This is a genomic window from Gordonia sp. PP30 (assembly GCF_023100845.1).
In the GTDB taxonomy this organism is placed as follows: domain Bacteria; phylum Actinomycetota; class Actinomycetes; order Mycobacteriales; family Mycobacteriaceae; genus Gordonia.
Window position 1 is genome coordinate 4392154 of record NZ_CP095864.1, and the last position, 25096, is coordinate 4417249.

Annotated in this window: 27 protein-coding genes; 10 read left to right on the plus strand and 17 right to left on the minus strand. The window is 69.6% G+C overall.

The window, feature by feature from the left end; translation table 11 throughout:
- Positions 1-154: 154 nt before the first annotated feature.
- The gene (locus tag MYK68_RS20300; RefSeq protein ID WP_247865526.1) at positions 155-355 is read right to left on the minus strand and encodes an MmgE/PrpD family protein; all 201 of its coding nucleotides are present in this window, start codon (positions 353-355) and stop codon (positions 155-157) included.
- Between the two features lie 81 nt (positions 356-436).
- Positions 437-838 carry a DUF5313 family protein gene (locus tag MYK68_RS20305; protein WP_247865527.1) on the minus strand — a complete coding sequence of 134 codons (402 nt, stop codon included), beginning with the start codon at positions 836-838 and terminating at the stop codon, positions 437-439.
- Positions 839-935: 97 nt separating this feature from the next.
- Here MYK68_RS20305 and MYK68_RS20310 point away from each other — a divergent pair, with 97 nt between their 5' ends.
- Both MYK68_RS20310 and MYK68_RS20315 read left to right on the plus strand, forming a co-directional pair.
- Positions 936-1406: a MarR family winged helix-turn-helix transcriptional regulator gene (locus MYK68_RS20310; protein ID WP_247865528.1), complete on the plus strand. Its 471-nt coding sequence runs from the start codon at positions 936-938 to the stop codon at positions 1404-1406.
- Between the two features lie 156 nt (positions 1407-1562).
- Positions 1563-1949, plus strand: coding sequence for a YidH family protein (locus MYK68_RS20315; protein ID WP_247865529.1), 387 nt, complete (start codon positions 1563-1565; stop codon positions 1947-1949).
- A gap of 34 nt (positions 1950-1983) precedes the next feature.
- Here MYK68_RS20315 and MYK68_RS20320 read toward each other — a convergent pair whose 3' ends face one another.
- The 3 genes from MYK68_RS20320 to dnaB are packed head-to-tail and all read right to left on the minus strand — an operon-like array spanning position 1984 to position 5226.
- Positions 1984-2817: an SDR family NAD(P)-dependent oxidoreductase gene (locus tag MYK68_RS20320; RefSeq protein ID WP_247865530.1), complete on the minus strand. Its 834-nt coding sequence runs from the start codon at positions 2815-2817 to the stop codon at positions 1984-1986.
- Between the two features lie 11 nt (positions 2818-2828).
- A complete protein-coding gene (locus MYK68_RS20325; protein ID WP_502798282.1) occupies positions 2829-3005 on the minus strand; it encodes a hypothetical protein in 177 nt (58 codons plus the stop codon).
- Between the two features lie 10 nt (positions 3006-3015).
- Entirely contained in the window at positions 3016-5226 is a 2211-nt protein-coding gene (gene dnaB / locus MYK68_RS20330) for a replicative DNA helicase (protein WP_371308122.1), read from the minus strand.
- Positions 5227-5605: 379 nt separating this feature from the next.
- Between dnaB and MYK68_RS20335 the strand changes: the two genes are divergently transcribed.
- Positions 5606-6181, plus strand: a complete 576-nt coding sequence (locus MYK68_RS20335) for a hypothetical protein (protein ID WP_247865531.1) — start codon at positions 5606-5608, stop codon at positions 6179-6181.
- A gap of 130 nt (positions 6182-6311) precedes the next feature.
- On the opposite strand, the gene rplI is transcribed toward MYK68_RS20335, so the two are convergent.
- The 4 genes from rplI to rpsF all read right to left on the minus strand — a co-directional run bounded on the left by rplI (position 6312) and on the right by rpsF (position 8063).
- A complete protein-coding gene (rplI, locus tag MYK68_RS20340) occupies positions 6312-6764 on the minus strand; it encodes a 50S ribosomal protein L9 (protein WP_247865532.1) in 453 nt (150 codons plus the stop codon).
- Between the two features lie 20 nt (positions 6765-6784).
- Positions 6785-7051, minus strand: coding sequence for a 30S ribosomal protein S18 (gene rpsR, locus MYK68_RS20345; protein WP_247865533.1), 267 nt, complete (start codon positions 7049-7051; stop codon positions 6785-6787).
- 42 nt (positions 7052-7093) lie between these two features.
- Complete coding sequence (locus MYK68_RS20350; protein WP_247865534.1) at positions 7094-7651, minus strand: single-stranded DNA-binding protein; 558 nt, start codon at positions 7649-7651, stop codon at positions 7094-7096.
- 130 nt (positions 7652-7781) lie between these two features.
- The gene (gene rpsF, locus MYK68_RS20355; RefSeq protein ID WP_247865535.1) at positions 7782-8063 is read right to left on the minus strand and encodes a 30S ribosomal protein S6; all 282 of its coding nucleotides are present in this window, start codon (positions 8061-8063) and stop codon (positions 7782-7784) included.
- 164 nt (positions 8064-8227) lie between these two features.
- Between rpsF and MYK68_RS20360 the strand changes: the two genes are divergently transcribed.
- Positions 8228-10258 (plus strand): GNAT family N-acetyltransferase, encoded by a 2031-nt coding sequence (locus MYK68_RS20360; protein WP_247865536.1) that lies wholly within the window; start codon positions 8228-8230, stop codon positions 10256-10258.
- Here the strand turns inward: MYK68_RS20360 and MYK68_RS20365 are convergent.
- The 3 genes from MYK68_RS20365 to MYK68_RS20375 all read right to left on the minus strand — a co-directional run bounded on the left by MYK68_RS20365 (position 10237) and on the right by MYK68_RS20375 (position 14640).
- A complete protein-coding gene (locus tag MYK68_RS20365) occupies positions 10237-11814 on the minus strand; it encodes a glycosyltransferase family 87 protein (protein WP_247865537.1) in 1578 nt (525 codons plus the stop codon). The genes MYK68_RS20360 and MYK68_RS20365 overlap by 22 nt on opposite strands.
- Before the next feature lie 5 nt (positions 11815-11819).
- Entirely contained in the window at positions 11820-14144 is a 2325-nt protein-coding gene (locus MYK68_RS20370; protein ID WP_247865538.1) for a transglycosylase domain-containing protein, read from the minus strand.
- Between the two features lie 106 nt (positions 14145-14250).
- Positions 14251-14640 (minus strand): DUF5318 family protein, encoded by a 390-nt coding sequence (locus tag MYK68_RS20375; RefSeq protein ID WP_247865539.1) that lies wholly within the window; start codon positions 14638-14640, stop codon positions 14251-14253.
- Between the two features lie 157 nt (positions 14641-14797).
- On the opposite strand from MYK68_RS20375, the gene MYK68_RS20380 reads away from it, so the two are divergent.
- The 5 genes from MYK68_RS20380 (at position 14798) to MYK68_RS20400 (ending at position 19626) form a co-directional block, all read left to right on the plus strand.
- Positions 14798-15439, plus strand: coding sequence for a PadR family transcriptional regulator (locus tag MYK68_RS20380; protein ID WP_247868129.1), 642 nt, complete (start codon positions 14798-14800; stop codon positions 15437-15439).
- Positions 15432-16526, plus strand: coding sequence for an inositol-3-phosphate synthase (locus MYK68_RS20385; RefSeq protein ID WP_247865540.1), 1095 nt, complete (start codon positions 15432-15434; stop codon positions 16524-16526). Before MYK68_RS20380 ends, MYK68_RS20385 begins: the two co-directional genes overlap by 8 nt.
- Positions 16527-16680: 154 nt before the next feature.
- Positions 16681-17691 carry a zinc-dependent alcohol dehydrogenase family protein gene (locus MYK68_RS20390; protein ID WP_502798341.1) on the plus strand — a complete coding sequence of 337 codons (1011 nt, stop codon included), beginning with the start codon at positions 16681-16683 and terminating at the stop codon, positions 17689-17691.
- A gap of 56 nt (positions 17692-17747) precedes the next feature.
- A complete protein-coding gene (locus tag MYK68_RS20395) occupies positions 17748-18383 on the plus strand; it encodes an SRPBCC family protein (RefSeq protein WP_247865542.1) in 636 nt (211 codons plus the stop codon).
- Positions 18384-18429: 46 nt separating this feature from the next.
- On the plus strand, positions 18430-19626 hold the full coding sequence (locus MYK68_RS20400; RefSeq protein ID WP_247865543.1) for a cation:proton antiporter: 1197 nt from the start codon (positions 18430-18432) through the stop codon (positions 19624-19626).
- A gap of 4 nt (positions 19627-19630) precedes the next feature.
- On the opposite strand, the gene MYK68_RS20405 is transcribed toward MYK68_RS20400, so the two are convergent.
- Complete coding sequence (locus tag MYK68_RS20405; protein ID WP_247865544.1) at positions 19631-20206, minus strand: helix-turn-helix transcriptional regulator; 576 nt, start codon at positions 20204-20206, stop codon at positions 19631-19633.
- 202 nt (positions 20207-20408) lie between these two features.
- On the opposite strand from MYK68_RS20405, the gene MYK68_RS20410 reads away from it, so the two are divergent.
- A complete protein-coding gene (locus tag MYK68_RS20410) occupies positions 20409-21134 on the plus strand; it encodes an MSMEG_1198 family transcriptional regulator (protein ID WP_247865545.1) in 726 nt (241 codons plus the stop codon).
- 7 nt (positions 21135-21141) lie between these two features.
- On the opposite strand, the gene MYK68_RS20415 is transcribed toward MYK68_RS20410, so the two are convergent.
- From MYK68_RS20415 to MYK68_RS20430, 4 genes are all read right to left on the minus strand, one after another.
- A complete protein-coding gene (locus tag MYK68_RS20415; RefSeq protein WP_247865546.1) occupies positions 21142-21762 on the minus strand; it encodes a LuxR C-terminal-related transcriptional regulator in 621 nt (206 codons plus the stop codon).
- A gap of 159 nt (positions 21763-21921) precedes the next feature.
- On the minus strand, positions 21922-22947 hold the full coding sequence (locus tag MYK68_RS20420; protein ID WP_247865547.1) for a DUF8320 family protein: 1026 nt from the start codon (positions 22945-22947) through the stop codon (positions 21922-21924).
- On the minus strand, positions 22944-24182 hold the full coding sequence (locus MYK68_RS20425) for an ATP-binding protein (protein WP_247865548.1): 1239 nt from the start codon (positions 24180-24182) through the stop codon (positions 22944-22946). Before MYK68_RS20425 ends, MYK68_RS20420 begins: the two co-directional genes overlap by 4 nt.
- On the minus strand, positions 24179-24826 hold the full coding sequence (locus MYK68_RS20430) for a helix-turn-helix transcriptional regulator (RefSeq protein WP_247865549.1): 648 nt from the start codon (positions 24824-24826) through the stop codon (positions 24179-24181). Before MYK68_RS20430 ends, MYK68_RS20425 begins: the two co-directional genes overlap by 4 nt.
- Positions 24827-25096: the final 270 nt, after the last annotated feature.

Genomic DNA, 25096 nt, shown 5'->3' on the forward strand with positions numbered 1-25096 from the left:
CGGGCAGGATCCGGTACGCCACGCCAATCTGTGCGCCATCCAGAGCCGGGCGCGATCAAACACGTCTGCGACGGTCCCGGTCACCCGGGTCGACGCCGACCCCACCGATTCGTACCGATGAAGCGAACGGCGGCGCACTCGCGGCCGTCGAGTATCAGGCGATCATCGATGCACCCGGACCCGGCGGAGTGTGCCGCCCGGCCCGGTCAGCGCCCCGCCGCCGGTCGGCCCCATATTCGTCGCAGCCGAGGGTGTCGAGCAGGATCCGCTGCGATTCGTGGACGACGTCGGCGGGCAGCCGCTCGGCCGTCGTCTCCCTGGCGAACTCCGCGAGCGCGTCGATCAGGGTTGTCATGGGTGACCTTGTCCGACTGAAGGCGTATTAAATATTAGGCGTCATCTCCCGTTGAGGCGCCATAGCCGGAACACCCAGAATTCACTCGCCCGCGGCACCGGACCGACGGGCTGCGTACAGGGCCTCGTACTGATCCTTCATCTCCTGCGCTTCGGCCTGCTGCTTGTAGGTCCGCGGCGAATCACCGAGGCCGTGCTTCTGGAGTCGGCGCACACGGTTCTGGTCCATGTATGACCCCGAGAAGATCAGCGCCAGACACACCGCGAGCAGCACCATCAGCGCCCGCACCCAAATCGGACCGGTCGGGAACGCGAAGAACATCACCAGGTACAACGGCAGAAAGCTGACCTGAGACCGGAACAGGTGGCGGGCCACCGCGTGCGGACCCATCAGGTCGTTCGCGACCCAGTCCCGCTTGCTGTCCGGCAGCTTGGCGCCGTACACGTAGCCGATCCATTGAATGGGGTTGGGCCGACTGCTCATGGCGGCGTCCTCTCATTTAAGTCGTGCACTATCGAATACGACACAACCTATCACCCTATTCAATCGTGCGCTATTCAATCGCGGTAGGATGTGAGCCATGACAACCGAGGTCGCCCTGGACGGAAACCCGCTGCTGCTCGACCGGCAGGTGTGCTTCGCCCTGGCGGTCGCCAACCGCTCGGTGCTGAAGATCTATCGGCGGCTACTCGATCCGCTCGGCCTCACCCACCCGCAGTACCTCGTGATGCTGGCGCTGTGGGAGCACGACCATCTCGCCGTCAAGGATCTCGGCGCCCTGCTGCAACTCGACTCCGCGACGCTGTCACCGCTGCTCAAGCGACTGGAGGCGAACGGACTCCTCCAGCGGCGACGACGTGACGACGACGAGCGCAGCGTCGACATCGTGCTCACCGACGCCGGGCTCGCCCTGCGCGAGGAGGCCCTGAAGATCCCCGGCCAGGTGGTCGCCGCCCTGGGCGTGGGCCTCGGCGACCTCCTGGAACTCCACGCCGTACTCACCAAGGTGAACGCCGCGGCCCTGCGCGCCGAAGCCACCCCCGCGGGGTGACCCCCGGCCGGCCGCGGACCGGCAGAATGGGCGACGTACCCGGAACGCGATGATCGGTGAGGAACGACATGACGACCCGAACCGACCGCCCCCTGAGCCGGTGAGGAACGACATGACGACCCGAACCGACCGCCCCCCGAGCCGGTGAGGAACGAAGTGACGAACCGAGTCGAAGGGTCCGGCGCCCCGACCGACGACGACCCGGACAGTGCAGGCGCCCTCGTCCCCGGCGCCGTCGACGCCCGTTTCACCCTCGCCTCCGAGCGCACCGTCCTGGCGTGGCTGCGGACGGCCCTCGGTCTGATGGCGGCCGGTGTCGCCGTCCTGCATCTGATCGACCCGTTCGGCAACGCCGCAGCGCGAGTCACCCTCGGCAGCGCCCTCGTGGTGATCGGCGCACTGACCGCGGTCATCGGCATCGCCCGCTGGCGCATGGTCGACACCGCCCTCAAACGCGGCGGCCCACTCCCCGGTCCGTGGCCGATCTATCTCCTGGCCGCTCTGCTGGTGCTGACCGGACTCGGTTTCGTCGTGTGGCACTGACCGCGCCGGCCACCCACGATCTTCGGCGCGTCGATCAGCGATCCCGGTAGACGAACCGGGCGACCTGCCCGTACGACACCCGTTCGGCGGCGGCCGGACTGACCCGGCCGAGCATGTCGTACACGCGGGCGTCGGTCCCGATCACCACGCGACGACGGCCCCGAAACGTGGCCTCGATCATCCGGTGCGCGGCCTTGGGTGCGGCCATCGCGAAGTTCCGGGCGAGCACTTCGGGAGTGCCGAGGGTCCGTGCGCTCTCGGCGACCAGGCCCGTCCAGACGGTACCGGGCAGGGCGGTCGTCACCGTCACCGAGGACCGGGCGTTCCGCAGGTCCTGCGCGAGGCCGTACCCGAACTGCGCGACCGCCGCCTTCGACGCCCCGTACACGGCGGCGCCGGGCACCGGCACCATCGCGGCCAGGCTCGACGTCACCATGATCACGCCCCGGTCCGGCTGGCCATCGAGCACCGGCAGAAACGCCCTGGTCAGCTCGACGGTCCCGTAGAAGTTGACGTCGACGATCGTTCGCATCCGCGCCTCGTCGATCCCGCACGCAGTCTCGAAACCCTGGGCGATCCCGGCGATGTTGAACAAGCCGTCCACTCTCCCGTGCGCGGCGAGCACCTGGGCGGGCAGTGCCGCACACGCCTCCCGATCGGCGACGTCCAGCGTGTGCGTCGAGAGCCGATCGCCCGTTCGCGCGTCGTCGGCGAGTCGCGCCAGAGCGCCGGCGTCGAGGTCGGCGGCGGCCACCCGCGCCCCGCGCGCGAGGAGTTCGACGGCCACGCAGTGCCCGATCCCGTTGCCCGCACCGGTCACCACGAAGACGCCGTCCGGGCGCGGTAGGTGCCGCCGTCGTCCTCGCATGCCCGCGCCCGTCAGGAGTGGCCGACGCCGACGTCGCCCGCCACCAGGCGGCTGAGCGCGGTGAGGAAGCCCCGTGCCCCGGCGTTCGCCACCGGCGCGATCAGGCCGGCCGTTCCGACCGCCGTCCTCCCGCCGCGGACGATCGGATGCTCGATCCCGGACTCCTCGGCGAAGCGGGTGCTGATCATCGGTGAGCCCTCAGCCCCGCGCCATGTCCACGAATTTCGACAGGTGCAGCTGATGGGCGACGGTGATCGTCGCCGTCGGGCCGTTACGGTGCTTGCCGACGATGATGTCCGCCTCGCCGGCGCGGGGATCGTCGCGCTCGAACGCATCGGGCCGGTGCAGCAGGATGACCATGTCCGCATCCTGCTCGAGCGAGCCCGATTCACGCAGGTCGGAGACCTGCGGGCGCTTGTCAGTCCGCTGTTCCGGACCGCGGTTCAGCTGCGAGATCGCCACGACGGGGACTTCCAGCTCCTTGGCGAGCAGCTTGATCGACCGGGAGAACTCGGAGACCTCCTGCTGGCGCGACTCCACCTTCTTGCCCGAGGTCATCAGCTGCATGTAGTCGATGACGACCAGCTTCAGGTCGTGGCGCTGCTTCAGGCGGCGCGCCTTGGCGCGGATCTCCATCATCGTCAGGTTCGGCGAATCGTCGATGAACAGCGGCGCGTCACTGATCTCGCCCATCCGGCGGGCCAGCCGCGACCAGTCGTCATCGCTCATGTTGCCCGACCGCATGTCGCCGAGCTTCACGCGCGCCTCGGCGGACAGCAGACGCATCACGATCTCGGTCTTGCTCATCTCCAGCGAGAACATGGCCGCGGCCTTGCCGTTGTGGATCGACGCCGAGCGCAGGAAGTCCATCGCGAGCGTCGAATTGTGCGTCGGGATCATCGCGCCGCCCGCCAGGTAGAGGCGGTCGGCGTTGTCGACCTGCACGCAGCGCACCGGAACCGAGGCGACGGGCCGGATCGCGGTGATCCGGTGTCCGCGGGCCCCGGCCCGCAACTCCTTGTGCCGCACGGCCTTCTCGTGGACGGTGAACACGTCGTCGTCGGCGGACATCCGGATCCAGCCGTTCGGCTCGCGCTCATAGCTGTGGCCGAGGCCGGCGATCAGATCGCTGAGCACCTCGTCGGTGTGCCGGGTGACCACCGGCACGATGATCGTGCCGTCGTCGTCGACCCGCGCCCGCGCATCGAGCAGCCCGGCCAGCACCGCCCGGCGCTGCCGGATGGAGCCGCGCAGGTACTCGTCCGGGATCAGCCCGGCCAGATCGGCCATCAGGGTCATCACGTCGACGGGCCCCTCGGCCTCGATGCACGCGCCGATCTCCGGATCGTCGTACGCCATCCCGGCCAGCGCACCGACCGTGTACGGCCCGTAGGCGAACTCGCGCTCGGGGAGTTCGATCGGCTCGGTCGCCGGCACCACGGCGGCACCGACGTACTCGCGCAGGTCGCCGGTGGTACGCACCTTGCGCTCACCGTCGACGTCGACCGCCCAGAGGTGATCACGATCGGCGACGATCACCGGGCCGCCGTCGAACTCCACCTCGAAGCACGGCCGCTCGGTCATCACCTCGCTGATCGCGACCACCCGCGTGGGCCTGCCGTCGGCGCCGATCAGCCGATCGCCGACCGCCACCTTGCCCATCCGCGTCCAGCCGGTCGGGGTCGGGAGCGGGGTGTCGAGAGCGAGCGCCTTCCCGACGCCGGGCCGCGCGGCGACGATGATCATCTGGCCCGGGTGCAGGCCGTTGGTCAGCTTGTCGAGGTCGGCGAACCCGGTCGGCACGCCGAGCGACATGCCGCCGCGCGAGGCGATCGAGTCGAGTTCGTCGAGCGTCGGCTGCATCAGCTCGTCGAGGATCACGTAGTCCTCGGACGACGTCCGCTCGGTGACGTCGTAGATCTCCGCCTGCGCCCGGTCCACCACCTCGGCGACGTCCTGGCCGTCGGCCCCGGCGTAGCCGTACTGCACGATGCGGGTGCCGGCCTGCACCAGACGGCGCAGCAGCGCCTTCTCGGCGACGATCTCGGCGTAGAAGCCCGCGTTCGCCGCGGTCGGCACCGTCGAGATCAGCGTGTGCAGATACGGCGCCCCGCCGGCCTTGCGGAGTTCGCCCTGGCGATCGAGCTCGTTGGCGACGGTCACCGCGTCCGCCGGATCACCGCGCCCGTACAGCTCGAGGATCGCGTCGTACACGGCCTGGTGCGCGGGCTTGTAGAAGTCGTCGGGCTTGATCTTCTCCAGGACGTCCGCGATCGCGTCCTTGGACAGCAGCATGCCGCCGAGCACCGACTGCTCCGCGGCGATGTCCTGCGGCGGCTGACGGAGCGTCTCCTCCGGCGTCGAAGGCGGCTCGGTGAGCGACGCGTCATCGTCGTCGTTGATCGTCACCGCACTGCTCCCTTCTCCTGCCGGCGGCCGTTCCCGCACCGTCGTCGGGGAGCCGTGATTCGAGTCCTTCGCCGAAGGTTAGGGGCCCGTTCACCCGCGCGGCAAACGGTGGGTGTGGACAACACTGTGCGAATCCTGTGGACAACGGTGCGTCCTGCGAGAAGCACTGTGCACAAATCTGTGGACGGACCTCGAATTTCTCCCGGATCAACCCCTGTTTTCACTGGTGAAGGCCCTTTCCTACTGTCCACAGGCGACGAAATTCGCGCGCTCGGCGTGTCGCGTTGCGCCACGCCCGGACCGGTGTCGATATTCGGTTGAGGTGCATCATTCGCTCGAACGACACCGCGGCGGCCGCTCCCCGTGATGGAATGGACTCGTGCGCGTTCCCGATTCGTCGATCCGCCGCCCTCTGCTGTTCGCCGTCGTGGCGGCTCTCGTGGCCCTGCTGGCGGTCACCGCGGCCCCGGCGCAGGCAGCGCCGCCTCCCGCCGAACTCGCCTTCGGCAGCTTCACCCCGGTCAAGGCGCAGCGTTTCCAGTCGCTGCGCTACGCCGACGACGGCCGCACGTTCTTCGCCGCCGGCCAGTGGCGGTGCCAGATCGGGCCGCGGCCGGGCTCCGTCGCCTGCCAGGGACATCCGTACACCGCGCCGCCGGGCACCCAGGGCGTCGCCATCACCAACGACGCTCAGGGCCCCTGGTGGGTGCCGCCGGGCACCAACTACACCTTCGGCTCGCGCGCGGGCTTCCGCGCCCCCGTGCTGAAGGTCGGCCAGAAGATCTCCGTCGCGAACGTCACCTGTGCCGTCCCGCGCCGGAATGTGGTCTCCTGTGCCTCCCCGAACCGCGCGTTCATCCTGAGCCGTGCATGGCACAAGTTCTACTACCCGCGCGGCGACCGCGCCCACAGCGCCAACCCGGCCCCGAAGTACCTGCCCGCGCGCCTGCGCTGACCCCGCCCGTAATCGTCGTATCCGTTGGTCGGCGACCAATGGATACGACGGTTTCGCGGCGTCCGATCCCAGGGGATGCGACGAGCGCCGGTCCCCGGAGGGAACCGGCGCTCGCAGCGCACAGAACGCGTCAGGCGGAGACGACGGCGACGTCGAACTTGGCCTCGACCTTCGGGTGCAGCTTCACGACGATCGGGTGCGCCCCGGTGGCCTTGATGTGCCCCTTCGGGAACTCGACGTTGCGCTTCTCGACGGCCGGGCCGCCGGCCGCGCGGATGGCGGAGACGACGTCCGACGCCGTCACCGAACCGAAGAGCTTGCCCGAGTCGTGCGTCTTCACGGTGAGCGAAACGCTCTCCAGGCCCTCCAGGGCCTGCTTCAGCTCGTTGGCGTGGTCCAGGTCGCGGACGACGCGGGCCGCCTGGGCCCGGCGGATGCCCTCGACCTGCTTCTCGGCACCACGGGTGGCGACGATCGCCAGGCCGCGGGGCAGCAGGTAGTTGCGGCCGTAACCGTCACGCACCTCGACGGTGTCGCCGGCTTCGCCGAGGTTCTCCACGGCGGTGGTCAGGATCAGCTTCATGTCAGTGATTCCTTTCCCGCTCAGCGACCGGTCGAGGTGAAGGGCAGCAAGGCCACCTCACGCGCGTTCTTGACGGCCACCGCGATGTCCCGCTGGTGCTGGACGCAGTTGCCCGTGACCCGGCGCGACCGGATCTTGCCGCGGTCGGACAGGAAACGACGCAGCAGCGCGGTGTCCTTGTAGTCGATGCCGGACGGCTTGTCCTTCTTCTTGTCCTTGCAGAAGGTGCAGGCCTTGGCCTTGGTGACCTTCTCTACGCGGGGCTTACGCCCCTTTTGCTTTGCCATTTTGTTGCTCCGTTTGATGCAGTCGGGCCGGCGAGCCCGTTATCAGAATGGTGGTTCGTCGTCCCCACCGGCGAAACCTCCGCCGGCGGGCGGTGCGCTGCCCCAGGGATCGTCGGCGGGCTGGGCCTGCTGCGGACGGCTGCCACCGGCCGGCGCGCCGTAGCCGCCGCCCTGGTTGCCTCCGCCGTAGCCGCCGCCACCGCCGAAGTTCCCGCCGCCACCGCCGCTGTTGCCACCGCGCGGAGTGCGGGTGACCTTGGCGGTCGCGTAGCGCAGCGAGGGACCGATCTCGTCCACCTCGAGCTCGACGACGGTCCGGCGCTCCCCTTCACGGGTTTCGTACGACCGCTGCTTGAGCTTGCCCTGCACGATCACGCGGGTGCCCTTGGTGAGCGACTCGGTCACGTTCTCCGCGGCGTCACGCCAGATGCTGCAGCGGAGGAACAGCGCTTCGCCGTCCTTCCACTCGTTGGTCTGACGATCGAAGGTGCGCGGAGTGGAGGCCACCGTGAAGTTGGCGACCGGCGCGCCGGATGCGGTGAACCGCAGCTCCGGATCGGCGGTGAGATTGCCTACGACGGTGATGACCGTGTCAGTCATGAGGATCCCCTGAGTTCGTGTGGTTGCGCCCCGGGCGTCCGCGGACGGCTGGATGAGTCGAAACCCACCCTATCGGCCGCCTACGACATGCACGAGGGTCAATCCACGGGCGGTGGACGACGCTCCGCGCTTACTTGCGCAGAACCTTGGTACGCAGCACCGACTCGTTCAGACCGAGCTGGCGATCGAGCTCGCTGACGGTCGCGGGAGTCGCGGTGAGCTCGATGACGGCGTAGATGCCCTCGTTGTTCTTCTCGATCTCGTACGCGAGACGGCGCTTGCCCCAGATGTCGACGTTGTCGACGGAGCCGCCGCCCGAACGCACAACATTGAGGAAGGTTTCCAGGGATGGGGCGACGGTGCGCTCGTCCAGACTCGGATCGAGGATGACCATCAGTTCGTAGTGACGCATAAGACCACATCACCTCCTATGGGCTAATCGGCCGTGGACGTTCCACGGCAGGAGGGTCGCCTGCGTCGGCAACCCGTCCAAGATACATGAACGTCCGTGACCAGGGAAATCAGGCAATCATCCCCGTGCCCGCGGTCGCCGCCGCGCCGGTTAGAGTCATCGTCATGCCTTCTGGTTCCGCCCTCATCGAGCGCCGGCCGCTCCTTCACCGCGGCGAGGCGTCGGCGCTCGCGGTGATCGCGACGCTCCTGACGGGCGCAGCGCTGACCTGGAGCTATCGCATCAAGTCGCTGTGCGGCGGTGCGCCGTTCTACCCGGACGGCCGCAGCCTGCGCTTCCCGGTCGGCGACCCGCACGCCATCGTGCCCTGCTACTCGGACCTGATGTTCCTGTGGATCGGGCGGGACATCAACAACCACGTGTTCCCGTACGTCCACGGCGGCATCACCGACCAGGGACACCTGTACGGCGGCGTCGTCGAATACCCGGTGCTGTCCGGGCTGCTGATGTGGCTCGGCGCGATCGGCCGGCACAGCGATCTGGCCTTCTTCCAGCAGTCGGCGCTGATCCTCGCGCCGTTCGCCCTGGTCACGACTCTCCTGCTCGCGTGGATGAGCCGCTGGTGGGTGCTGGTGTGGGCGGCGACCCCGCCGCTGGTGCTGTACGCCTTCCACAACTGGGAGCTTCCGGTGGTCTTCACCTCGGTCGCCGCCGTCGCGGTGATGGCGTGGGGCGCGAGCGTCGGCACCACGACCGGCCGGCCGCGACTGAGCCTGCGGACGTCGTCGATCCTGGCCTCGATCCTGCTGGCGCTGGGTTTCTCGCTGAAGATCTATCCCGGGCTGTTCGTGCTGCCCCTGGCCCTGTACGTGCTCACCCGCGGCTGTCCCGATCCGGCCGCGACGGCCAGACGCGCCTACGACTGGGTCGGGGCGGCCTGGGTGATCCTGGCCGCGGTGATCACCACGCTCGTCGTGCAGGTCCCGTTCATGATCGCCGGGTACGACGGCTGGAAGGCCGCACTGACCTTCCAGAGCAACCGCACGGCGTCGATCGACACCAACACCTTCTGGTACTGGGGCTGGTACTGGCTGTCGCACGACGACGTCGACGCCTACGACTCCGCCGTCCGCACGCTGTCGCCGGTGCTGATCGTCGTCGGCGTCGCGGCCGGGCTGTACCTGGCCTGGCGGCGCTACCGCGAGACCGCGGTGTTCCCGTGGATCGGCGCCAGCTTCGCACTGCTGGCCGCGTTCATGCTCTTCCACAAGGTCCACTCGCCGCAGTACACGCTGTGGCTGCTGCCGTTCTTCGTGCTGCTGCGCGTGCGGTGGTGGGTGATCGCGATCTACCTGGTCACCGACTTCATTCTGGACGTCACGATCTTCCGGCTGTTCGGCATCATCAACTCCGGCTCACCGATGAAGTGGTGGGTGATCGGCGGCGTGAACCTCGGCGTCTGGGTGCACGTGGTGCTGCTCGCGTACTTCCTGGTCACCGCGGTGAGCACCCCGCTGCGCGAGCCGCTGGCCTCGCTCGTCCGCAGCCAGCTCCCGCCGCTCCCGCCGCTGACCCGGCTCGCCATCGCCGATGACGGCGCCGCCGGCCGCTGGCTCGGTGCCCCGATCCTGACCCGCGCCGGGGTCACGCTGCGACCGCTGCGGATCACCGACGCCGCGGCGCTCGGCGCCATCGGCGCATCCGATCCGGAGCTCGGACCCTGGACGTCCATCCCCACCGACACCGCCGCGGCGATCGACTACATCACCGCCGCCCACGACGACCCGCATCGCATCGCGTTCGCCGTCATCGACGACGCGACCGGCGCACTCGTCGGCACCACCAGCTACTACGACGTCGACCACACGAATCTGACGGTCGCGATCGGGTACACCTTCTACGCGCGTTCGGTGCACGGCACCGTCGTCAATCCGGCCGCCAAACTGATGCTGCTCGACTACGCCTTCACCGAGGCCGGTGCGGTCCGCGTGGTCTGGCATACGCACGAGAACAACGCGCATTCCCGGGCGGCGATCGCCAAGCTCGGCGCCACCTTCGAGGGCCTGCTCCGCAAGCACCGCCGCTTCGCCGGCGGCTGGCGGACGACCGCGCAGTACGCGATGACCGACGACGCTTGGGACCACGCCCGCGCGGCCCTGGCGGACCGGGTGGCTCAGCCCGTCGCGCCGGCGTAGACCGGACCGGTCACCGCCGCCGGGGCGCGCTCGGTGAGCAGGTCGCGGATCACCACACCGCACAGCACCAGCACGAAGATCGCCCGCACCGCCACGGCCACCAGGAACCACTCCTCCGGCAGCCACTTGCGGCCGGGATCGAGGAACAGGGTCATCCGCGGCACCCACACCAGGGCGTCGATCACCATCCACGCCAGCAGCAGGCGCGCATGCGGGATCGCCAGCACGGCCAGCGGCACCAGCCACAGCGACGACTGCGGGTTCCACTCCTTGCCGACCAGCAGATACCCGGCGACCAGCAGGAACATCAGCTGGGCCGGGGCCACCGGATCGATCCGGCCGGGCATCGGGGCGGGTACGCGCGCGGCCAGGTACACCACGCCGCAGATCACCGCGACCAGCAGGATCAGCGCGAGCGCGTTCACGAGCGACGTCGACGGCGCCCACCCGGTCGCCTTGATCACCAGGTTGTAGAGGCTGTCCGGCTGCGGAACCCGCTGCCACCAGTCGCGATAGAAGGCCGTGGTGCCCTGCGGATAGCTGATCAGCAGCGGCAGGTTCACCGCCAGCCAGGCGATCACGGCGCACGCGATCGCCGCCCAGAAGTCGTGCATCCGCCGGTTGCGGAGACAGACCACCGCCAGCACCGGGATCAGCAGCAGCGGATACAGCGCCGCGGAGGCCGCCAGCCCCAGGAACAGTCCGGCGAGCACCTCCCTCCGATGCGCCCAGCACATCATCGCGAGGGCGAGCATGGCCACCGGGATCACCTCGTAGGCGGTGAACGCGTGAATCAGCAGCAGCGGCGAGCAGGCCATCAGCGCGCCGATCCAGATCCGGCGCCGGTCGGTCATCATCGTCGCCCACACCGCGAGCAGCCAGAGCAGCGCGAGCAGCAGCGCGGAGATGTTGAAGAAGGTCACCACGTCGAGTTGCTTCGGGATCGGTGTCCCGTCGACCAGAGCCTGCCAGCCCTGCGTGGCCTTGGCCGCGACGTACATGAACGCCCCGACCAGCACCGGCTGGCTCACATACTGCCGCGGACCCACCTGCTCACCCGCCGCGTTCTGGGCGAACCAGTACGTCCGGTACGGCATGGTGCCGTTCCGCAGGTCGGCGATGGTCAGCCGCTGGGAGTCGTAGAAGGCGATCACATCGCTGTAGCAGAGCCCGTAGTACTGCCGCTGGTTGTTCCAGTTCAGCTGATTGCCGGCGTCCTGACCCGCGCTCGCGCTCTGGTCGGCCGGGTGCGCGGGCTTCTGTTGCAGACAACCCGCCTTGCCGTACCACGAGAGGCCGAGGGCGATCAGTGCCAGCAGGAACACCACCCGCAGCGGTGTCCAGTGCCTGCTGCGCCCGACCGCCGCATGCAGACCGACCGGCCCGCCGATAGCCTCGCTGGCGACGGCGATCTGGGCGTTGCTGCGGCTGGGCAGCACCCGCTCGGTGTTCAGCCGTCGGTCGTCCGCGAGCGGGGCGGGCGAGTCGAACGCGTCGTCGTCCATCGACGACGACGGCGTCCGCTCCGCCGTGTCCGGTCCGGATTCTGGGTTCACGCGCGTCAGGCCGTCGGGACCGGCTCCGGCTGGCCCGTCGGCGTGGCGTCCTCGGTCTCCGCCGTGGCACCGCCCTGGCCGCCGTCGCCGCCGGTACCGCCGCCGCCCGTGCCGCCACCACCGGTACCGCCGCCACCGCGGCGCGGCCTGGTGTTGCCGCCGCCCGGCGGGGTGATCGTCACACCCGGCGCGATCGTGTAGTTGCCGTCGTCACCTTCACCGGGCAGCCGGGGGCGGGACCTCCGGGTCTCGGTGTCGGTCGGGGTCGGGGTGTAGGTGGTCGGCGGCGGCTCGTAGGGGATACCCGCCTGTCCACCGACCGGCTCCGGGTCCGGGAAGCTCTCGATCGGCTGGCCGGCCAGCGCCTGGTCCATCGCGGACTTCCAGATCTGCGCGGGCAGACCGCTGCCGTAGACCATGCCGCCGTACGAATTGCGCAGCGGCTTGTCGCCGTTCTTGGTGCCCACCCAGGTCGCGGTCGACAGCTGCGGGGTGTAGCCCACCATCCAGGCGTACCGGTTGTTGCCGGTGTCGCCGAGCTGCGCGGTACCGGTCTTGGCGGCCGACGGCCGCGAGCCCTGCTCGGAGTCGTACAGCGCGTTGCCGTTGGAGTACGCGGCGATCGGGGTCAGCGCAGCGGTCACGTTGTCGGCGACCTTGGCCGCGAAGACCCGCTTGCCCGGATCCTTCTGCCGGTCGAACAGCACCGACCCGGTCGAGGTCTCCACCTTCTTGACGAAGAACGGCTGACGGTAGATGCCCGACGCCGCCAGCGTCGCGTAGGCCGAGGCCATGTCGAGCACCGTCGAGTCGTACTGGCCCAGGACCACGCCGCCCTCGGTCTGGCCGTTGGCGTTCGCCAGGGTCGGCTTGCCGTCGAGGGTCTTGGAGATGCCCGCGCGGTGGGCGGCGTCGGCGACGTCGTCGGCGCCGTTCTTGAGGTCCATCATCAGGCGGTAGTAGACGGTGTTGAGCGACATCTTCATGGCCGTCGCCAGGTTGCAGGTACCGCACGACTCACCGTCGGAGTTCTCCACCGTGAGCCCGGTCGAGGTGGTGTACGGCGACGAGTCGTACCGCTTGGACAGCGGAATGTCCTGTTCCAGCGCCGCGACCAGGGCGAACACCTTGAACACCGAACCGGTCTGCAGGCCGGCCGAGGCGTAGTCGAAGCCGGAGCCGTCCCAGCCGCCGAAGTAGCCCTGGATGCCGCCGGTCGTCGGATCCACCGATACCGAGGCCGTGCGCAGGTCCGACGGCTCGCCGGACATCACCGACTTGGACGCGTCCTCCAGGGCCGACTGCACCTTGGGATCGATCACCGTGGTGATCTTCAGGCCCTCGGTGCGCACGTCCTGCTCACTGATGCCGAGCTTCTCCAGTTCGGCCAGCACCTGGCGCTTGATCAGGCCGTTCGGGCCCGACGTGCTGTCGTCGTTGGTGCTCTTCGGCTCGATCGTCTTCGGGAAGGTCTGCTCCGAGCGCTCGGCCTCGGTGATCGCGCCGGTCTTCACCATGCCGTCGAGCACGTAGTCCCAGCGCTTCCGGGCGGCCTGGCTGTCGACGGCCGGATCGTAGATCGACGGGCCGCGGATCACGCCGGCCAGCAGGGCCGATTCCGACAGGGTGAGACAGTTGGCCCGCTTGGCCTTGCTCAGCTTGGTCTGCGCGCACTCGGCCGGCGTCACCTTGGTGATGTCCTTGCCGTAGTAGGCCTTCGCGGCGGCCGCGATGCCGTACGCCCCGCGGCCGTAGTAGATGGTGTTGAGGTAGGCGGACATGATGTCCTCCTTGGACCACTTGCGCGACATCTTGGTGGAGATGGCCAGTTCCTTGAACTTGCGCTTGTAGCCCGCGATGCCGGTGGCCTCGTCGCCCACCATCGCGTTCTTGACGTACTGCTGCGTGATGGTCGATCCGCCGCCCGCTCCGGAGTTGCCGGTCAGCTTGCCGAGCGCGGCGCGCGAGAAGCCGCGGATGGAGAAGCCGGAGTTGGAGTCGAAGTCGCGGTCCTCGGCGGCCTTGACCGCCTCGATCACGGTCGGCGGGATCTGGTCGTACTTGACGTCGGTGCGGTTGCCGTCCGGCGGGACGATCTTGGCGATGGTGCCGCCCTTGCTGTCGACGATGGTGGCGACCTGGTTCTGCTTGATGTCACCCGGCGCGGGGACGTCGACCACCGCGTAGGTGAAGAGGAAGGCGACGACGCCGATGATGGCGACGACCGGAACCACGGCCGCACCCAGGCCGAGTACCCACGCGACGATCCGCAGGCGGCCCGAACGCGGGGAATCCGCCGGGGCCGCGGCGGTCTTCTTCTCGCTACTCATTCACTCAACTCACTTCGTCGCGCGCTTGCTGTGCCAAGCTGCTCTCCACCACTGTGACGGCACACCAGTCACCGTGACAACTCCCTCGGGGGCCATCGCCGCCGATCTACTTCGCAGCCCGGCGACGCGTGGTGCGTGCCGGAGCCATCCCGGCAACGTACGAGCGGATCAAATGGTTCCAGTGACATGTCCGGCAGACCTCGACGACGTGGACCGAGAACTCCGGGGTCCGCGCATCCAGCCGGGCGATCTCGTCCGGGGTGCGCGCCGATCCGGCGGCCCGGCCGAGGGAGTTCCCGAATACCCAGGAAACCTGGGTGACCTGCTCTTTCCGGCAGATCGGGCAGCTCTGATCGGAGGCGACGCCGTGGAACTGAGCGGCCCGGAGCAGATACGGGTCGGCATCGCAGACTTCATCGACGCCGGTCTTCCCGGCGCGTACGTCGGCCAGCTTCGCGCGCTTGGCCAGCGCGTACTCCACGACCCTTCGATGCACGAGTACCAGCGTAGTCGCGGGCCCCCACCCGGACGCATGTGATGCAGATCAACACCCGAAGCTACCCGACGGTTGGGTGGAAGTTATATCGATACGATACATTTGTTGCTACATCACGACGAAGTAACGCGCCGAGTCAATGAAGGAGGGTGGACCGTTGCTCGAACTGGCGATCCTGGGTCTCCTCCTCGAATCCCCGATGCACGGCTACGAGCTCCGCAAGCGGCTGACGGGTCTGCTCGGCGCCTTCCGCGCCTTCTCGTACGGGTCGCTGTATCCGACGCTCCGCCGTATGCAGGCCGACGGCCTGATCGTCGAGGACGACACCCCCGGCCCGTCGGGTACCAAGGTGCGCCGCGGCCGCCGCGTCTACCGGCTCACCCCGCTGGGTGAGACCCGGTTCGCCGAACTCGTCGCCGACACCGGGCCGCAGAACTACACCGACGACGGCTTCGGCGTTCACCTCGCCTTCTTCAGCCGCACCCCCGCGATGGCGCGCATGCGGATCCTCGAGGGCCGCCGGCGCCAGGTCGAAGAGCGCCGCGAGTCGCTGCGCGAATTGCTCGGCCGCGCCGGTCTCGGTTCGGATCACTACACCCGCCAGATGCACGAGCTCAGCTTGGAGACCTCCGAGCGCGAGGTGCAGTGGCTCAACAAGCTGATCGCCGACGAGGCATCAGGATCCACCACAGAACTCCCCGGAGCAGGGCAGTCCAGCTCCGGTGCAGAAAGAAAGAATTCGGCGGCACCGCAATCCGCCGTTCCGCCGCAAGAAGAAGGAGAACCCGACCATGGGTGACACCAATAAAGTGCGCGTGGCCATTGTCGGCGTGGGCAACTGCGCCTCTTCCCTGGTCCAGGGCGTTGAGTACTACAAGGATGCCGACGAGAACGCGTCCGTTCCCGGCCTGATGCACGTCAAGTTCGGTCCGTACCACGTGAGCGACGTCGAGTTCGTCGCCGCGTTCGACGTGGACGCCAAGAAGGTCGGCTTCGACCTGTCCGAGGCGATCGGCAACAGCGAGAACAACACCATCAAGATCGCTGACGTCCCGCCGCTGAACGTGACCGTGCAGCGCGGCCACACCCTCGACGGTCTCGGCAAGTACTACCGCGAGACCATCACCGAGGCCGACGGCGACGGCGTGGACATCGTCCAGACCCTCAAGGACGCGAACGTCGACGTCCTGGTGAGCTACCTCCCGGTGGGCTCCGAGCAGGCCGACAAGTTCTACGCGCAGTGCGCCATCGACGCCGGCGTCGCCTTCGTGAACGCCCTCCCGGTGTTCATCGCCTCCGACCCCGAGTGGGCCGAGAAGTTCCGCGCCGCGGGCGTCCCGATCGTCGGCGACGACATCAAGAGCCAGGTGGGCGCCACCATCACCCACCGCGTCATGGCGAAGCTGTTCGAGGATCGCGGCGTGGAGCTGGACCGCACCTACCAGCTGAACGTCGGCGGCAACATGGACTTCAAGAACATGCTCGAGCGCGAGCGCCTGGAGTCCAAGAAGGTCTCCAAGACCCAGGCCGTCACCTCGATCCTGGACGGCCCGCTGGCCGGCAAGGTCTACGACAAGAACGTGCACATCGGCCCGTCGGACTACGTCCAGTGGCTCGACGACCGCAAGTGGGCGTACGTCCGCCTGGAGGGTCGCGCCTTCGGTGACGTCCCGCTGAACCTGGAGTACAAGCTCGAGGTGTGGGACTCCCCGAACTCGGCCGGCATCATCATCGACGCCGTGCGCGCCGCGAAGATCGCCAAGGACCGCGGCCTCGGTGGCCCGATCCTCCCGGCCTCGGCCTACCTGATGAAGTCGCCGCCGGTCCAGATCGCCGACGACAAGGCCCGCGCCCAGCTCGAGGCCTTCATCATCGGCGCCGAGTAAGACTGGTTCACCGATCCCTGAGCTCGTCGAAGGGTCGAAACCCCCACGAACGCCCGCCCCGGACTCTTCCCGGGGCGGGCGTCGTGCATCGGTGCCCTTCGGTCCTGGCATGTCCGCCACCGCCCGTCGCACACTGAGAACCATGACCACCACGATGCGGGCCTGGACCACCGACCGGGGATCGCCGGACATCACGGCGCGGGAGGTTCCGGTCCCCGTCCCCGGACCCGGCGAGCTGCTGGTCCGGGTGCTCGCCTGCGGGGTGTGCCGGACCGACCTGCACGTGATCGACGAGGACATCCCCGCGCATCGCGACCGGGTGGTCCCCGGACACCAGGTGGTCGGCGAGGTCGCGGCCGTCGGCGCCGGAGTCACCGGCTGGACGACCGGCGACCTGGCGGGCATCGCGTGGCTCCGCCGCACGTGCGGCGGATGCCGGTTCTGCCGTAGCGGCCGGGAGAACCTCTGTGCGAACGCCGAGTTCACCGGGTACGACGCCGACGGCGGCTACGCCGAGTACGCGGTGGTCGGCGCCGCGTTCGCCTACCGCCTGCCGCCCGGGACCGACCCGGTCGCCACCGCACCGCTGCTCTGCGCCGGGATCATCGGCTACCGGGCGCTGTCGCGCGCGAACCTGCCGCCCGGCGGCACCCTCGGCATCTACGGCTTCGGTTCCAGTGCCCATCTCGCCGCGCAGCTCGCCGCCGAGTCGGGCGCCGTCGTCTACGCGATGACCCGCGGCGAACGGAACCGGGCTCTCGCCCGCGAACTCGGCCTGCCCTTCGTCGGTGACACCGGGGACGTCCCGCCGGCCGAGCTCGACTCCGCGATCGTGTTCGCCCCGGTCGGCGCGATCATGACCACCGCCCTGGCCCACACCGTCCGCGGCGGCACCGTGGTGAGCGCGGGCATCCACATGTCGCCGATCCCCGAGTTCAGCTACGACGACCTGCTGTTCGGCGAGCGCGACCTGCGCAGCGTCACCGCCAACACCCGCGCCGACGGCGACGAGTTCCTGCGCCTGGCCCACCACCTGGCGATCACCCCCGAGGTGACCCGCTACGCGTTCGACGACGTCGGTGCCGCCCTGGACGACCTCCGCTCCGAACGATCCCGCGGCAGCCTGGTCATCACCGTCGGCGATCCCGGAACCGGCGGACGCTGACGCCGACGGGCCTTCCGGCTCTGGCACCACGCCCGCCCTCCGCGCAGGCTGGATTCATGCACCCCCGGTCACGACGGCTCGCCTGCCGGCTCGGCGCCGCGGCGCTGGGGATCGGCGCCGCGGGCGCCGGATACCGGTTCGGGCTGCGGCCGCGGATCCTGTACTGGGGCGCGACCGATGACGAGGTGCGCGCCGAGCTGCCGGGCGACGAGCTGCTGCCCGACGCCGACGGCGTCTCCACCCGGGCGATCACCATCGCCGCCCCCCTGGCGGCGATCTACCCGTGGCTCGTGCAGATGGGGCCGTTGCCGCGCGGCGGCGCCTACACGTACGACTGGATCGAGAACCTGCTCGGCCTGGACTTCCACAGCACCGACGTGATCCTGGACCGCTTCCAGGATCCGCGCGTCGGCACCGAGATCGACTTCGGGCCGCAGACCATGGTCATCGCCCGCGCCGACACCGACCGCGCCTTCGTGATCGCCGCCGACGACGGGAACTGGGTGTGGTCGTTCACGCTGGTGCCCGACGGCGAGCGGACCCGCCTGATCAGCCGCAACCGGTACCGCTTCGCCGGCGGCGCCGTGGAAGTCGCGATGATGGAGCTGATGATCCCGGGATCGCTGGTGATGGAACGCACGATGCTGCGCGGCATCCGCCGTCGTGCGCAGCGACTCGCTCTCGGCGGCTGACCGCCGCCCCGGCGGCCGCGCACCCGGTGCCGCATAGACTCACCCGGTGACCTCCCTGACCGCCTCCCTGGTGATCGTGCCGCTGCTCGCCGCGCTCGCCCCGGTGATCACCCGGTTCATCGGATACTGGGTCCGGCTGCCGGTCATCGTCTTCGAGTTGCTGCTGGGCATCCTCGTCGGCCCGGCGGTCCTCGGCGTGGTGGAACCGACCGAGGCGCTGAGCGTCCTCGCCGACTTCGGTGTGGCGATGCTCTTCTTCATGGCCGGAACCGAGATCAACGGCCGGGCCCTGCGCGGCCGGGTCGGCCGCGGGGCGTGGCTCGGCTGGTTCATCAGCCTCGGCCTGGGCGTCGCGATCGGCTGGGTCGTCGCGCCCGGACTCGGCGCGGTGGTGATCGGCATCGCGTTGTCGTCGACGGCGCTGGGCACCCTGGTCCCGGTGCTGCGCGACAACCGCGACTTCGGCACCCCGTTCGGGAACTCCATCGGCGCGATCGGCGCCGTCGGCGAGTTCGGTCCGATCATCGCGATCTCGGTGGTGCTGTCCAACCGCGGCACGGGCGCCGCGATCGGTGTCCTGGTCGCCTTCGCCGTGATCGGGGGCCTGACCATCTGGCAGGCACACCGCTTCGAGCGGGGTCGCGGAAGTCTGCACCGCTTCGTCGAGTCGACCCTGCACACCTCCGGTCAGTTCGCGATCCGCCTGGTGGTGCTGATCATCGCCTCGCTGACGGCGCTCAGCCTGGCCCTCGGCGTCGACATGCTGCTCGGCGCCTTCACCGCCGGCCTCATCTGGCAGGCGCTGATCCGCGATGCGTCCCCGGAGACGCAGGAGGCGGTGGAGAGCAAGGTCGAGGGCCTCGCCTTCGGCTTCCTGATCCCGATGTTCTTCATCACGACCGGCATCGACTTCGACCTGCACGCCTTGCTCGACGCCCCCTGGACGCTGGCCCTGGTCCCGGTGGTCGCCGTCGTCCTGCTGCTGGTCCGCGGCCTGCCGTCGACCCTGGCCGCGCCGGACGGGGCGACCGCCCGCACTCGGGTGGCCGTCGCCCTGATGGGCGCCACCGGCCTGCCCATCATCATCATCGCGACATCGGCCGGCACGGAGCAGGGCTACCTCTCCGGCACGGTCGCGGCGGTTCTGGTCGGTGGAGGCATGCTGTCGGTGCTCATCTTCCCGGCGCTCGCCGGCTTGGTCCGGTCCCGCGCCGAGACTCCGCCGGCGGCCGCGGCGCCGTGAGCCGTCACGACGGCTCGGGCAGGTCGATCCACCCGTCGGCCACCATGTGCAGCAGCAGCTGCACTTTGTTGGTCACCGGCCGCCCGGCGACCGCGTAGCGCGCGGTCACCCGGCGATAGTGCGTCCGGACGGTGCTGCCCGCCACGTAGTGTTCGGCGGCGGTCTGCTCGACGGTCGCGCCGAGCACGTACGTGCCCAGGATCTCCCGCTCCCGCGGACTCAGCGGCACCGCGCCGCGGTCGCCCGGTGCCCCGAGCACGCCTTCCAGGAACGCGCGCAGATGCTTCACGGCGTCGTCGTTCGACGGGATCACCGTGATACCCCGCACCTGCGGCACCACCATGCCGGCGGTCTCCATCACGGCGATCGCGGCCCCGGCGAAAGCGGGATTGGCACTCACCTGTGCCACCCGGATACCGGTGCGTGCCAGCACCACCGGCGTCACCGGCAGGTCGTCGGCCGCGTCCTGTTCACAGTCGAGAATCACCGCGCGATAGCCACAGCGCCGCACCAATTCCACGAGCGCGAGGTCCACCAGATCATGCTCGGCGACTACGCCCACCTCCCGGACATCGCCCATGTTCGGCACCCCTTCACCCGCACCCGGCGTACCCCTCGCCGCCGGGCGACCCGCTTCGAACTACCTCAGTTTGTGCGATAAAAATCCCGCGGTCAGCATGCTTTCTGTCAGGATTCGCCCGGGTTCGGGCGACAATCGTCATGAACCGGCGAGCGTCATGCGCGATTACACATTCCGGTGATCACGGCGATACTCTCGCCACGTGGCATCCGGTCTGCGTATCCTCATCGCCTCGCCTCTCGGGCGGGTGATCTCGGCACCGCTGGAGAACGCCTTCGACAACGTCACCGTGTCCGTCGCCACCTCCGACGTCGAGCTGACGAGTCTCATCTCCGGTTCCGTCCGGTACGACGTGGTGGCCGCCGACCTGATCTGGAACCGCCCCGAGATGGAGTGGACGTTCGACGGGCTCGACGTGATCGACCGTCTCCGCCAGGTGGAACGTCCCGCGCCGGTGCTGCTCGCCACCCAGGGCCACAGCATGGAACGCGACCACCTCGATGAGGCGCGACTGCGACCGGAGGTCTTCGGGGTGATCCCCAAGGCCGACGGCCTGCACGCCATCATGGATGCGCTGCGCACGGTGGCGCTCGGCAAACGCCTGGCACTGCCGGCCCCCGAGCAGCCGAGCCGACCGCCGCTCTACGAGTTGCTGGCCGACCGGCGCGGCCAGACCGCGGGACGTCTGGCCGGTGCCATCGCGGCCGGGCGAGCGTCGGACAACGCTTCGCTCGCCGCGGTCGCGAAGGTGTCGCCATCGACCGCGAACAAGGTGACCAGCCACTATCTCGGGCCGATGATGCTGGCTCGCGGTGAACACGACGAGGCGCTGTCTCTCACCCAGGGATCGATCTACCGCTGGTGCGGCCTGCACGCCCGGTATCTGAGCAGCTGGTGCCGCCGGCACGGTCACTCCGACGTGCTCTGAGCCGGGCTCAAGCGGCGCCCGCATCGGGCGCGGGCTCCACCGGCACGACTGCCGGCCCGGCCGGCGGCACGACGTCGTTCAGCCGGATCCAGCCGTCGGCGATCAGCCGCAGCAGCAGCTGCGCCTTGTTCGCGACGGGCCGTCCGGCGGCGACGTACCGGGCGGTGACGCGCCGATAGTGCGTCCGCACGGTGCTGGTGGCGACGAAGTGCTCCGCCGCGGCCTCCTCGACGGTCGCGCCCAGCACGTAGGTGGTGAGGATCTCCCGTTCGCGGGCCGACAGCTGAATGCGGGTGCCACCGGTGCCGAGCAGTTCGCACAGCAGTGCGCGCAACCGGTCCGCGACATCCGGGCCGTCGGGCACGTGGTGCGCGGTCCGCATCACGGTCGCGTCGAAGACGCCGCCGAGGACGACCGTCCGGGCGACCGGAATCCAGGCGATCCGCTGCGCCAGCGACCGGTCACGCCCGCTGAGCACCACGACCTCCGGCAGGTCGGCCGACGCCGTCCCCGGTTCGACGATCTCCGTCGAATAGCCGAGCCCCTCGATCCACGCGGCGATCGCCTCTCGTTCCCAGCCGTTGGCCGACCACACCCCCACGGCTCGCCGCGTGCCTGCGCCAGTCATCGCCCCTACTCTCTCCGTCGCCTCACCATCCCCGACACCGTTCACCGGAACGGTATCGACGGGGACGAAGCGGGAGAAGACCCCAATTGCTCCGTCATCCGAAAACCGGACACCAGTTCTTGGGGCGCCCGAACGGGCCCGCCGGCGGCGGAATCGGGGTCAGCTCGCGGCGATGAGTGCGCCGGCGGCGTCGTACTCGGCGCGGTCGATGTCGTCGCCGGACGCCCGCAGGACGGTCGCCAACACGCGCCGGCCCGGCGGCAGGATGCGGATCGTGACGGTGCCGTCGGCAGCACCGGCCAGCGCGGGAACCATGGCCCCCACCAGCCGCTCCCGGACCGCGTCCGGCGCACCGTCGAGACCGTGATCGTCCAGCAGGACCACCTCGACGCCGCGCGTGCGGGCCTGCCACACCGCATCGATCAGTTCCGGGGCATCCAGGGCCGGGGCGCGCAGGGAGTCCCGGAGCCGGGCCTCCACCAGCGCGCACGACCGTCGGTCGGCATCGGTGAGGGGTCGCGGGCCGGCGAGTCGTTCCAGGAGCGGCCGCGCTTCGCTGTCGAGCCGCTGGAGCTGACGGTCACGCTCGTCGAGCGCCGCGTTGTCGGCGGCTTCGGCCGCGGCCGCCGCAGTACCGGCTCGCCGCAGCGCGAAGATGTCCCGCGCCGCGGGCCGGATGGTGAACACGAAGAACGTCGCCACCACCATCGGCGCCAGGTTGATCAGGCTGATGGATATGCCGTATCCAAAGCCCTGTCCGGTGAGATCCGCCCAGACTCCGGCCGCCAGGATCGCACTCATGATCGAGATCCACGCGGCGATCGTCCGGCCGCGCACGCACAGGTACACGCCCAGGGCGGTCGTCGCCGAGAGCGGCCAGATCTCCAGATGATTGCGCAGCGGCACGTCCACCGCGGCGAACACCAGGATCGCGGCGACCGGGCCGGCGGAGGCGATGAAGAGGGTCCAGCCCAGCGGTGCCGGGTCACCGGGGGCGCGGATCAGCGCGATCGCCGCCCCGCTGGCAAGCAACCACGCTGGAATCTGCGTGGGCCACTGGCTCGGCGCCGCGGTGGTGAACACGATCAACGCGTACGTGCCGACGAACACCCCGACCAGCAAGGCCGCGGCCGTCGTCCGCAGACCGGCCAGTTCGCTGACGTCGTCCTCGTGCCGGGCGCTCACGGACGCTCCCAGCCCAGCCGCACCGTGGTCCCGGCGCCCGGAACGGACTCGATCCGCGCGCTTCCGCCTGGGAGCCGGTCCATCCGGCCCCGGATACTCACCGCGATGCCGAGTCGGCGGGCGGACACCGAGGACGGATCGAATCCGGCTCCGTCATCGGTCACCGCCACCTCGATCGACGACGGCCCCACCGTGCCTTCGACCGCGCGATGCGCGTCCTTGCCCGCGTGCCGCAGACTGTTGCGGAGCGCTTCGGCGACCGCGGCGCCGACCGCGCGCACCGCCTCCGCGGGAATCGGATCGTCGCTCTCCCCCGCACTTCTCTCGTCGACGGCCACGGCGAAGCGAGCGCCGGCATCGGCGGCGGCCGCCGTCGCGCGGAGATGCACCACGGCACGCGACAGCGAGAACGGCCGGTCGGTCTCGACGCCCGCGCGGATCTCGTCGAGTTCGGCGAGGGTGCCGGTCGCGAGGGTGGGCACATCGGTCGTGCCCGGCCGGGACGCCGCGAGCAGCGTCGACATCACGCTGTCGTGGATCAGCGCGTCGAATCGCTCACGCTCCACACTCCGCGCGTCGACCGCCGCCGCCGCGGCGGCCGTCGCATGCGTCTCGTCGGTGGTCTCATCCAGGATCCGGCCGGTCCGGATCGACATCATCACGGCGAAGACGAAGAGACTGCAGAACATCACCGCGAAGCAGATGTTCGGCAGGAGGGCGGTCGCTCGCTGGCCGTCGTGCGCGGCGAATTCGAGCACCTGGACACTCACGCAGGCGACCACCATCTGCACGAACGCCGCCACACCCGGCCAGGCGACCACCGCCGCCATGCTGGCCAGTCCGGGGAACGCGGCGAGCCACATGCCGACGTCGCTCGGCAGGGCCACACCGTTCCAGGCGAGCGGAAAGGTGATCACCCCGACGAAGAAGCTCAGCGCCGCGACGGCGGCGACCCGCCGCGTCGTCGCCAGGCTGCCCCGCCGGGCGACCACCGCCAGCACGGCCCCCGGCCCGAAGACCACCACGCTCGTCACCGGGGTCCACCAGGACGCCACGTACGGCATGAGCGCGGCGATGCTCGGCGACAGCAACAGCAGATAGCCCAGGTAGCCGAACCCGATGCACAGTCCGAACAGCCGGGTGATCCGCTCGGCGTTGTTCGCACCGGGCACCACCCGCGCCATGCCGCTGGGCGCGGCCTCGACCGGGCCCGCGGGCCGGACCTCCGTCCTCACCGGTCCCGCTCCGGCATCGGCAGCAGCCCGTCTTCGACGGCCCGCCGGTAGAGATCGATCTTGGTGCCAGCCGGACGGCCCGCCGCCGCATACTTGGCGCGGATGCGCCCGACGTAGTCGTTCACCGTCTCGGTGGTGAGCCCGGTCAGCCGCGCCACCCGGTCCGCCTTCTCGCCCGAGGCGTACAGCGACAGCACCTCCTGCTGGCGCGGGCTCAGGTCGACGGCGTCCAGGTCCGGGTCGCCGTCGATCGCGGCGGCCCACTCGGTGGTGATCACCGGATGCCCGTCGGCCGCCGCGGCGATCGCCTCGACCACCGCGTCCACCGGCGCCGACTTGCGCACGATGCCCAGCACCCCCGCCTTAGCGGCGAGTCGTACCAGGTAGGGGTTCTCGGCTCCGGTGTAGACCAGCACCGGCAGCCCGGCGGCGTGCAGCGCGTCGATGTTGGCCGTCGGCGACGACCCGTCCGCGAGCCGCAGATCCAGCAGCACCAGGTCCAGTTCGGGCCGCTGGTCCAGGAGCCCCGGCACGGTGTCCGACGACGACGCCAGGGTCAGGCCCGGATACCCGTCGAGCATGGCCCGCACCCCGAGCACCATCGATTCGTGGTCTTCGACGACGCCGATCCTCTTGTCCGCCATGCCATCCAGTTCAACACGCGACCGTGCAAAGACTCGCACTACCAGCGAGTTCTGTCCTCCTTTCGGATGACATCAACCGGCCCAGACCCGGTGTTCCACCCATCCGTAGATGCGCCGTGTCGCGGGTCCATTTCCGTGTCGCGGGCCGCGGGGGACCGGCGACACGCAGAAGGACCCGCGACACGCAGACAGGGGCCACACAGCCCGTTGAGCCGGACGGGCCCCAAGGGCCCGGCCGAGTCGAAACGACCCTCCGACTCGGGGTGCGAG

What these genes read in the sequence shown, in the direction of transcription:
- MYK68_RS20300 (WP_247865526.1), bottom strand. Translation starts at nt 355, where the DNA reads ATGACAACCCTGATCGACGCGCTCGCGGAGTTCGCCAGGGAGACGACG.
- MYK68_RS20305 (WP_247865527.1), bottom strand. Translation starts at nt 838, where the DNA reads ATGAGCAGTCGGCCCAACCCCATTCAATGGATCGGCTACGTGTACGGC.
- MYK68_RS20310 (WP_247865528.1), top strand. Translation starts at nt 936, where the DNA reads ATGACAACCGAGGTCGCCCTGGACGGAAACCCGCTGCTGCTCGACCGG.
- MYK68_RS20320 (WP_247865530.1), bottom strand. Translation starts at nt 2,817, where the DNA reads ATGCGAGGACGACGGCGGCACCTACCGCGCCCGGACGGCGTCTTCGTG.
- MYK68_RS20325 (WP_502798282.1), bottom strand. Translation starts at nt 3,005, where the DNA reads ATGATCAGCACCCGCTTCGCCGAGGAGTCCGGGATCGAGCATCCGATC.
- rplI (WP_247865532.1), bottom strand. Translation starts at nt 6,764, where the DNA reads ATGAAGCTGATCCTGACCACCGCCGTGGAGAACCTCGGCGAAGCCGGC.
- rpsR (WP_247865533.1), bottom strand. Translation starts at nt 7,051, where the DNA reads ATGGCAAAGCAAAAGGGGCGTAAGCCCCGCGTAGAGAAGGTCACCAAG.
- MYK68_RS20350 (WP_247865534.1), bottom strand. Translation starts at nt 7,651, where the DNA reads ATGACTGACACGGTCATCACCGTCGTAGGCAATCTCACCGCCGATCCG.
- rpsF (WP_247865535.1), bottom strand. Translation starts at nt 8,063, where the DNA reads ATGCGTCACTACGAACTGATGGTCATCCTCGATCCGAGTCTGGACGAG.
- MYK68_RS20360 (WP_247865536.1), top strand. Translation starts at nt 8,228, where the DNA reads ATGCCTTCTGGTTCCGCCCTCATCGAGCGCCGGCCGCTCCTTCACCGC.
- MYK68_RS20370 (WP_247865538.1), bottom strand. Translation starts at nt 14,144, where the DNA reads ATGAGTAGCGAGAAGAAGACCGCCGCGGCCCCGGCGGATTCCCCGCGT.
- MYK68_RS20385 (WP_247865540.1), top strand. Translation starts at nt 15,432, where the DNA reads ATGGGTGACACCAATAAAGTGCGCGTGGCCATTGTCGGCGTGGGCAAC.
- MYK68_RS20390 (WP_502798341.1), top strand. Translation starts at nt 16,681, where the DNA reads ATGCGGGCCTGGACCACCGACCGGGGATCGCCGGACATCACGGCGCGG.
- MYK68_RS20395 (WP_247865542.1), top strand. Translation starts at nt 17,748, where the DNA reads ATGCACCCCCGGTCACGACGGCTCGCCTGCCGGCTCGGCGCCGCGGCG.
- MYK68_RS20405 (WP_247865544.1), bottom strand. Translation starts at nt 20,206, where the DNA reads ATGGGCGATGTCCGGGAGGTGGGCGTAGTCGCCGAGCATGATCTGGTG.
- MYK68_RS20415 (WP_247865546.1), bottom strand. Translation starts at nt 21,762, where the DNA reads ATGACTGGCGCAGGCACGCGGCGAGCCGTGGGGGTGTGGTCGGCCAAC.
- MYK68_RS20430 (WP_247865549.1), bottom strand. Translation starts at nt 24,826, where the DNA reads ATGGCGGACAAGAGGATCGGCGTCGTCGAAGACCACGAATCGATGGTG.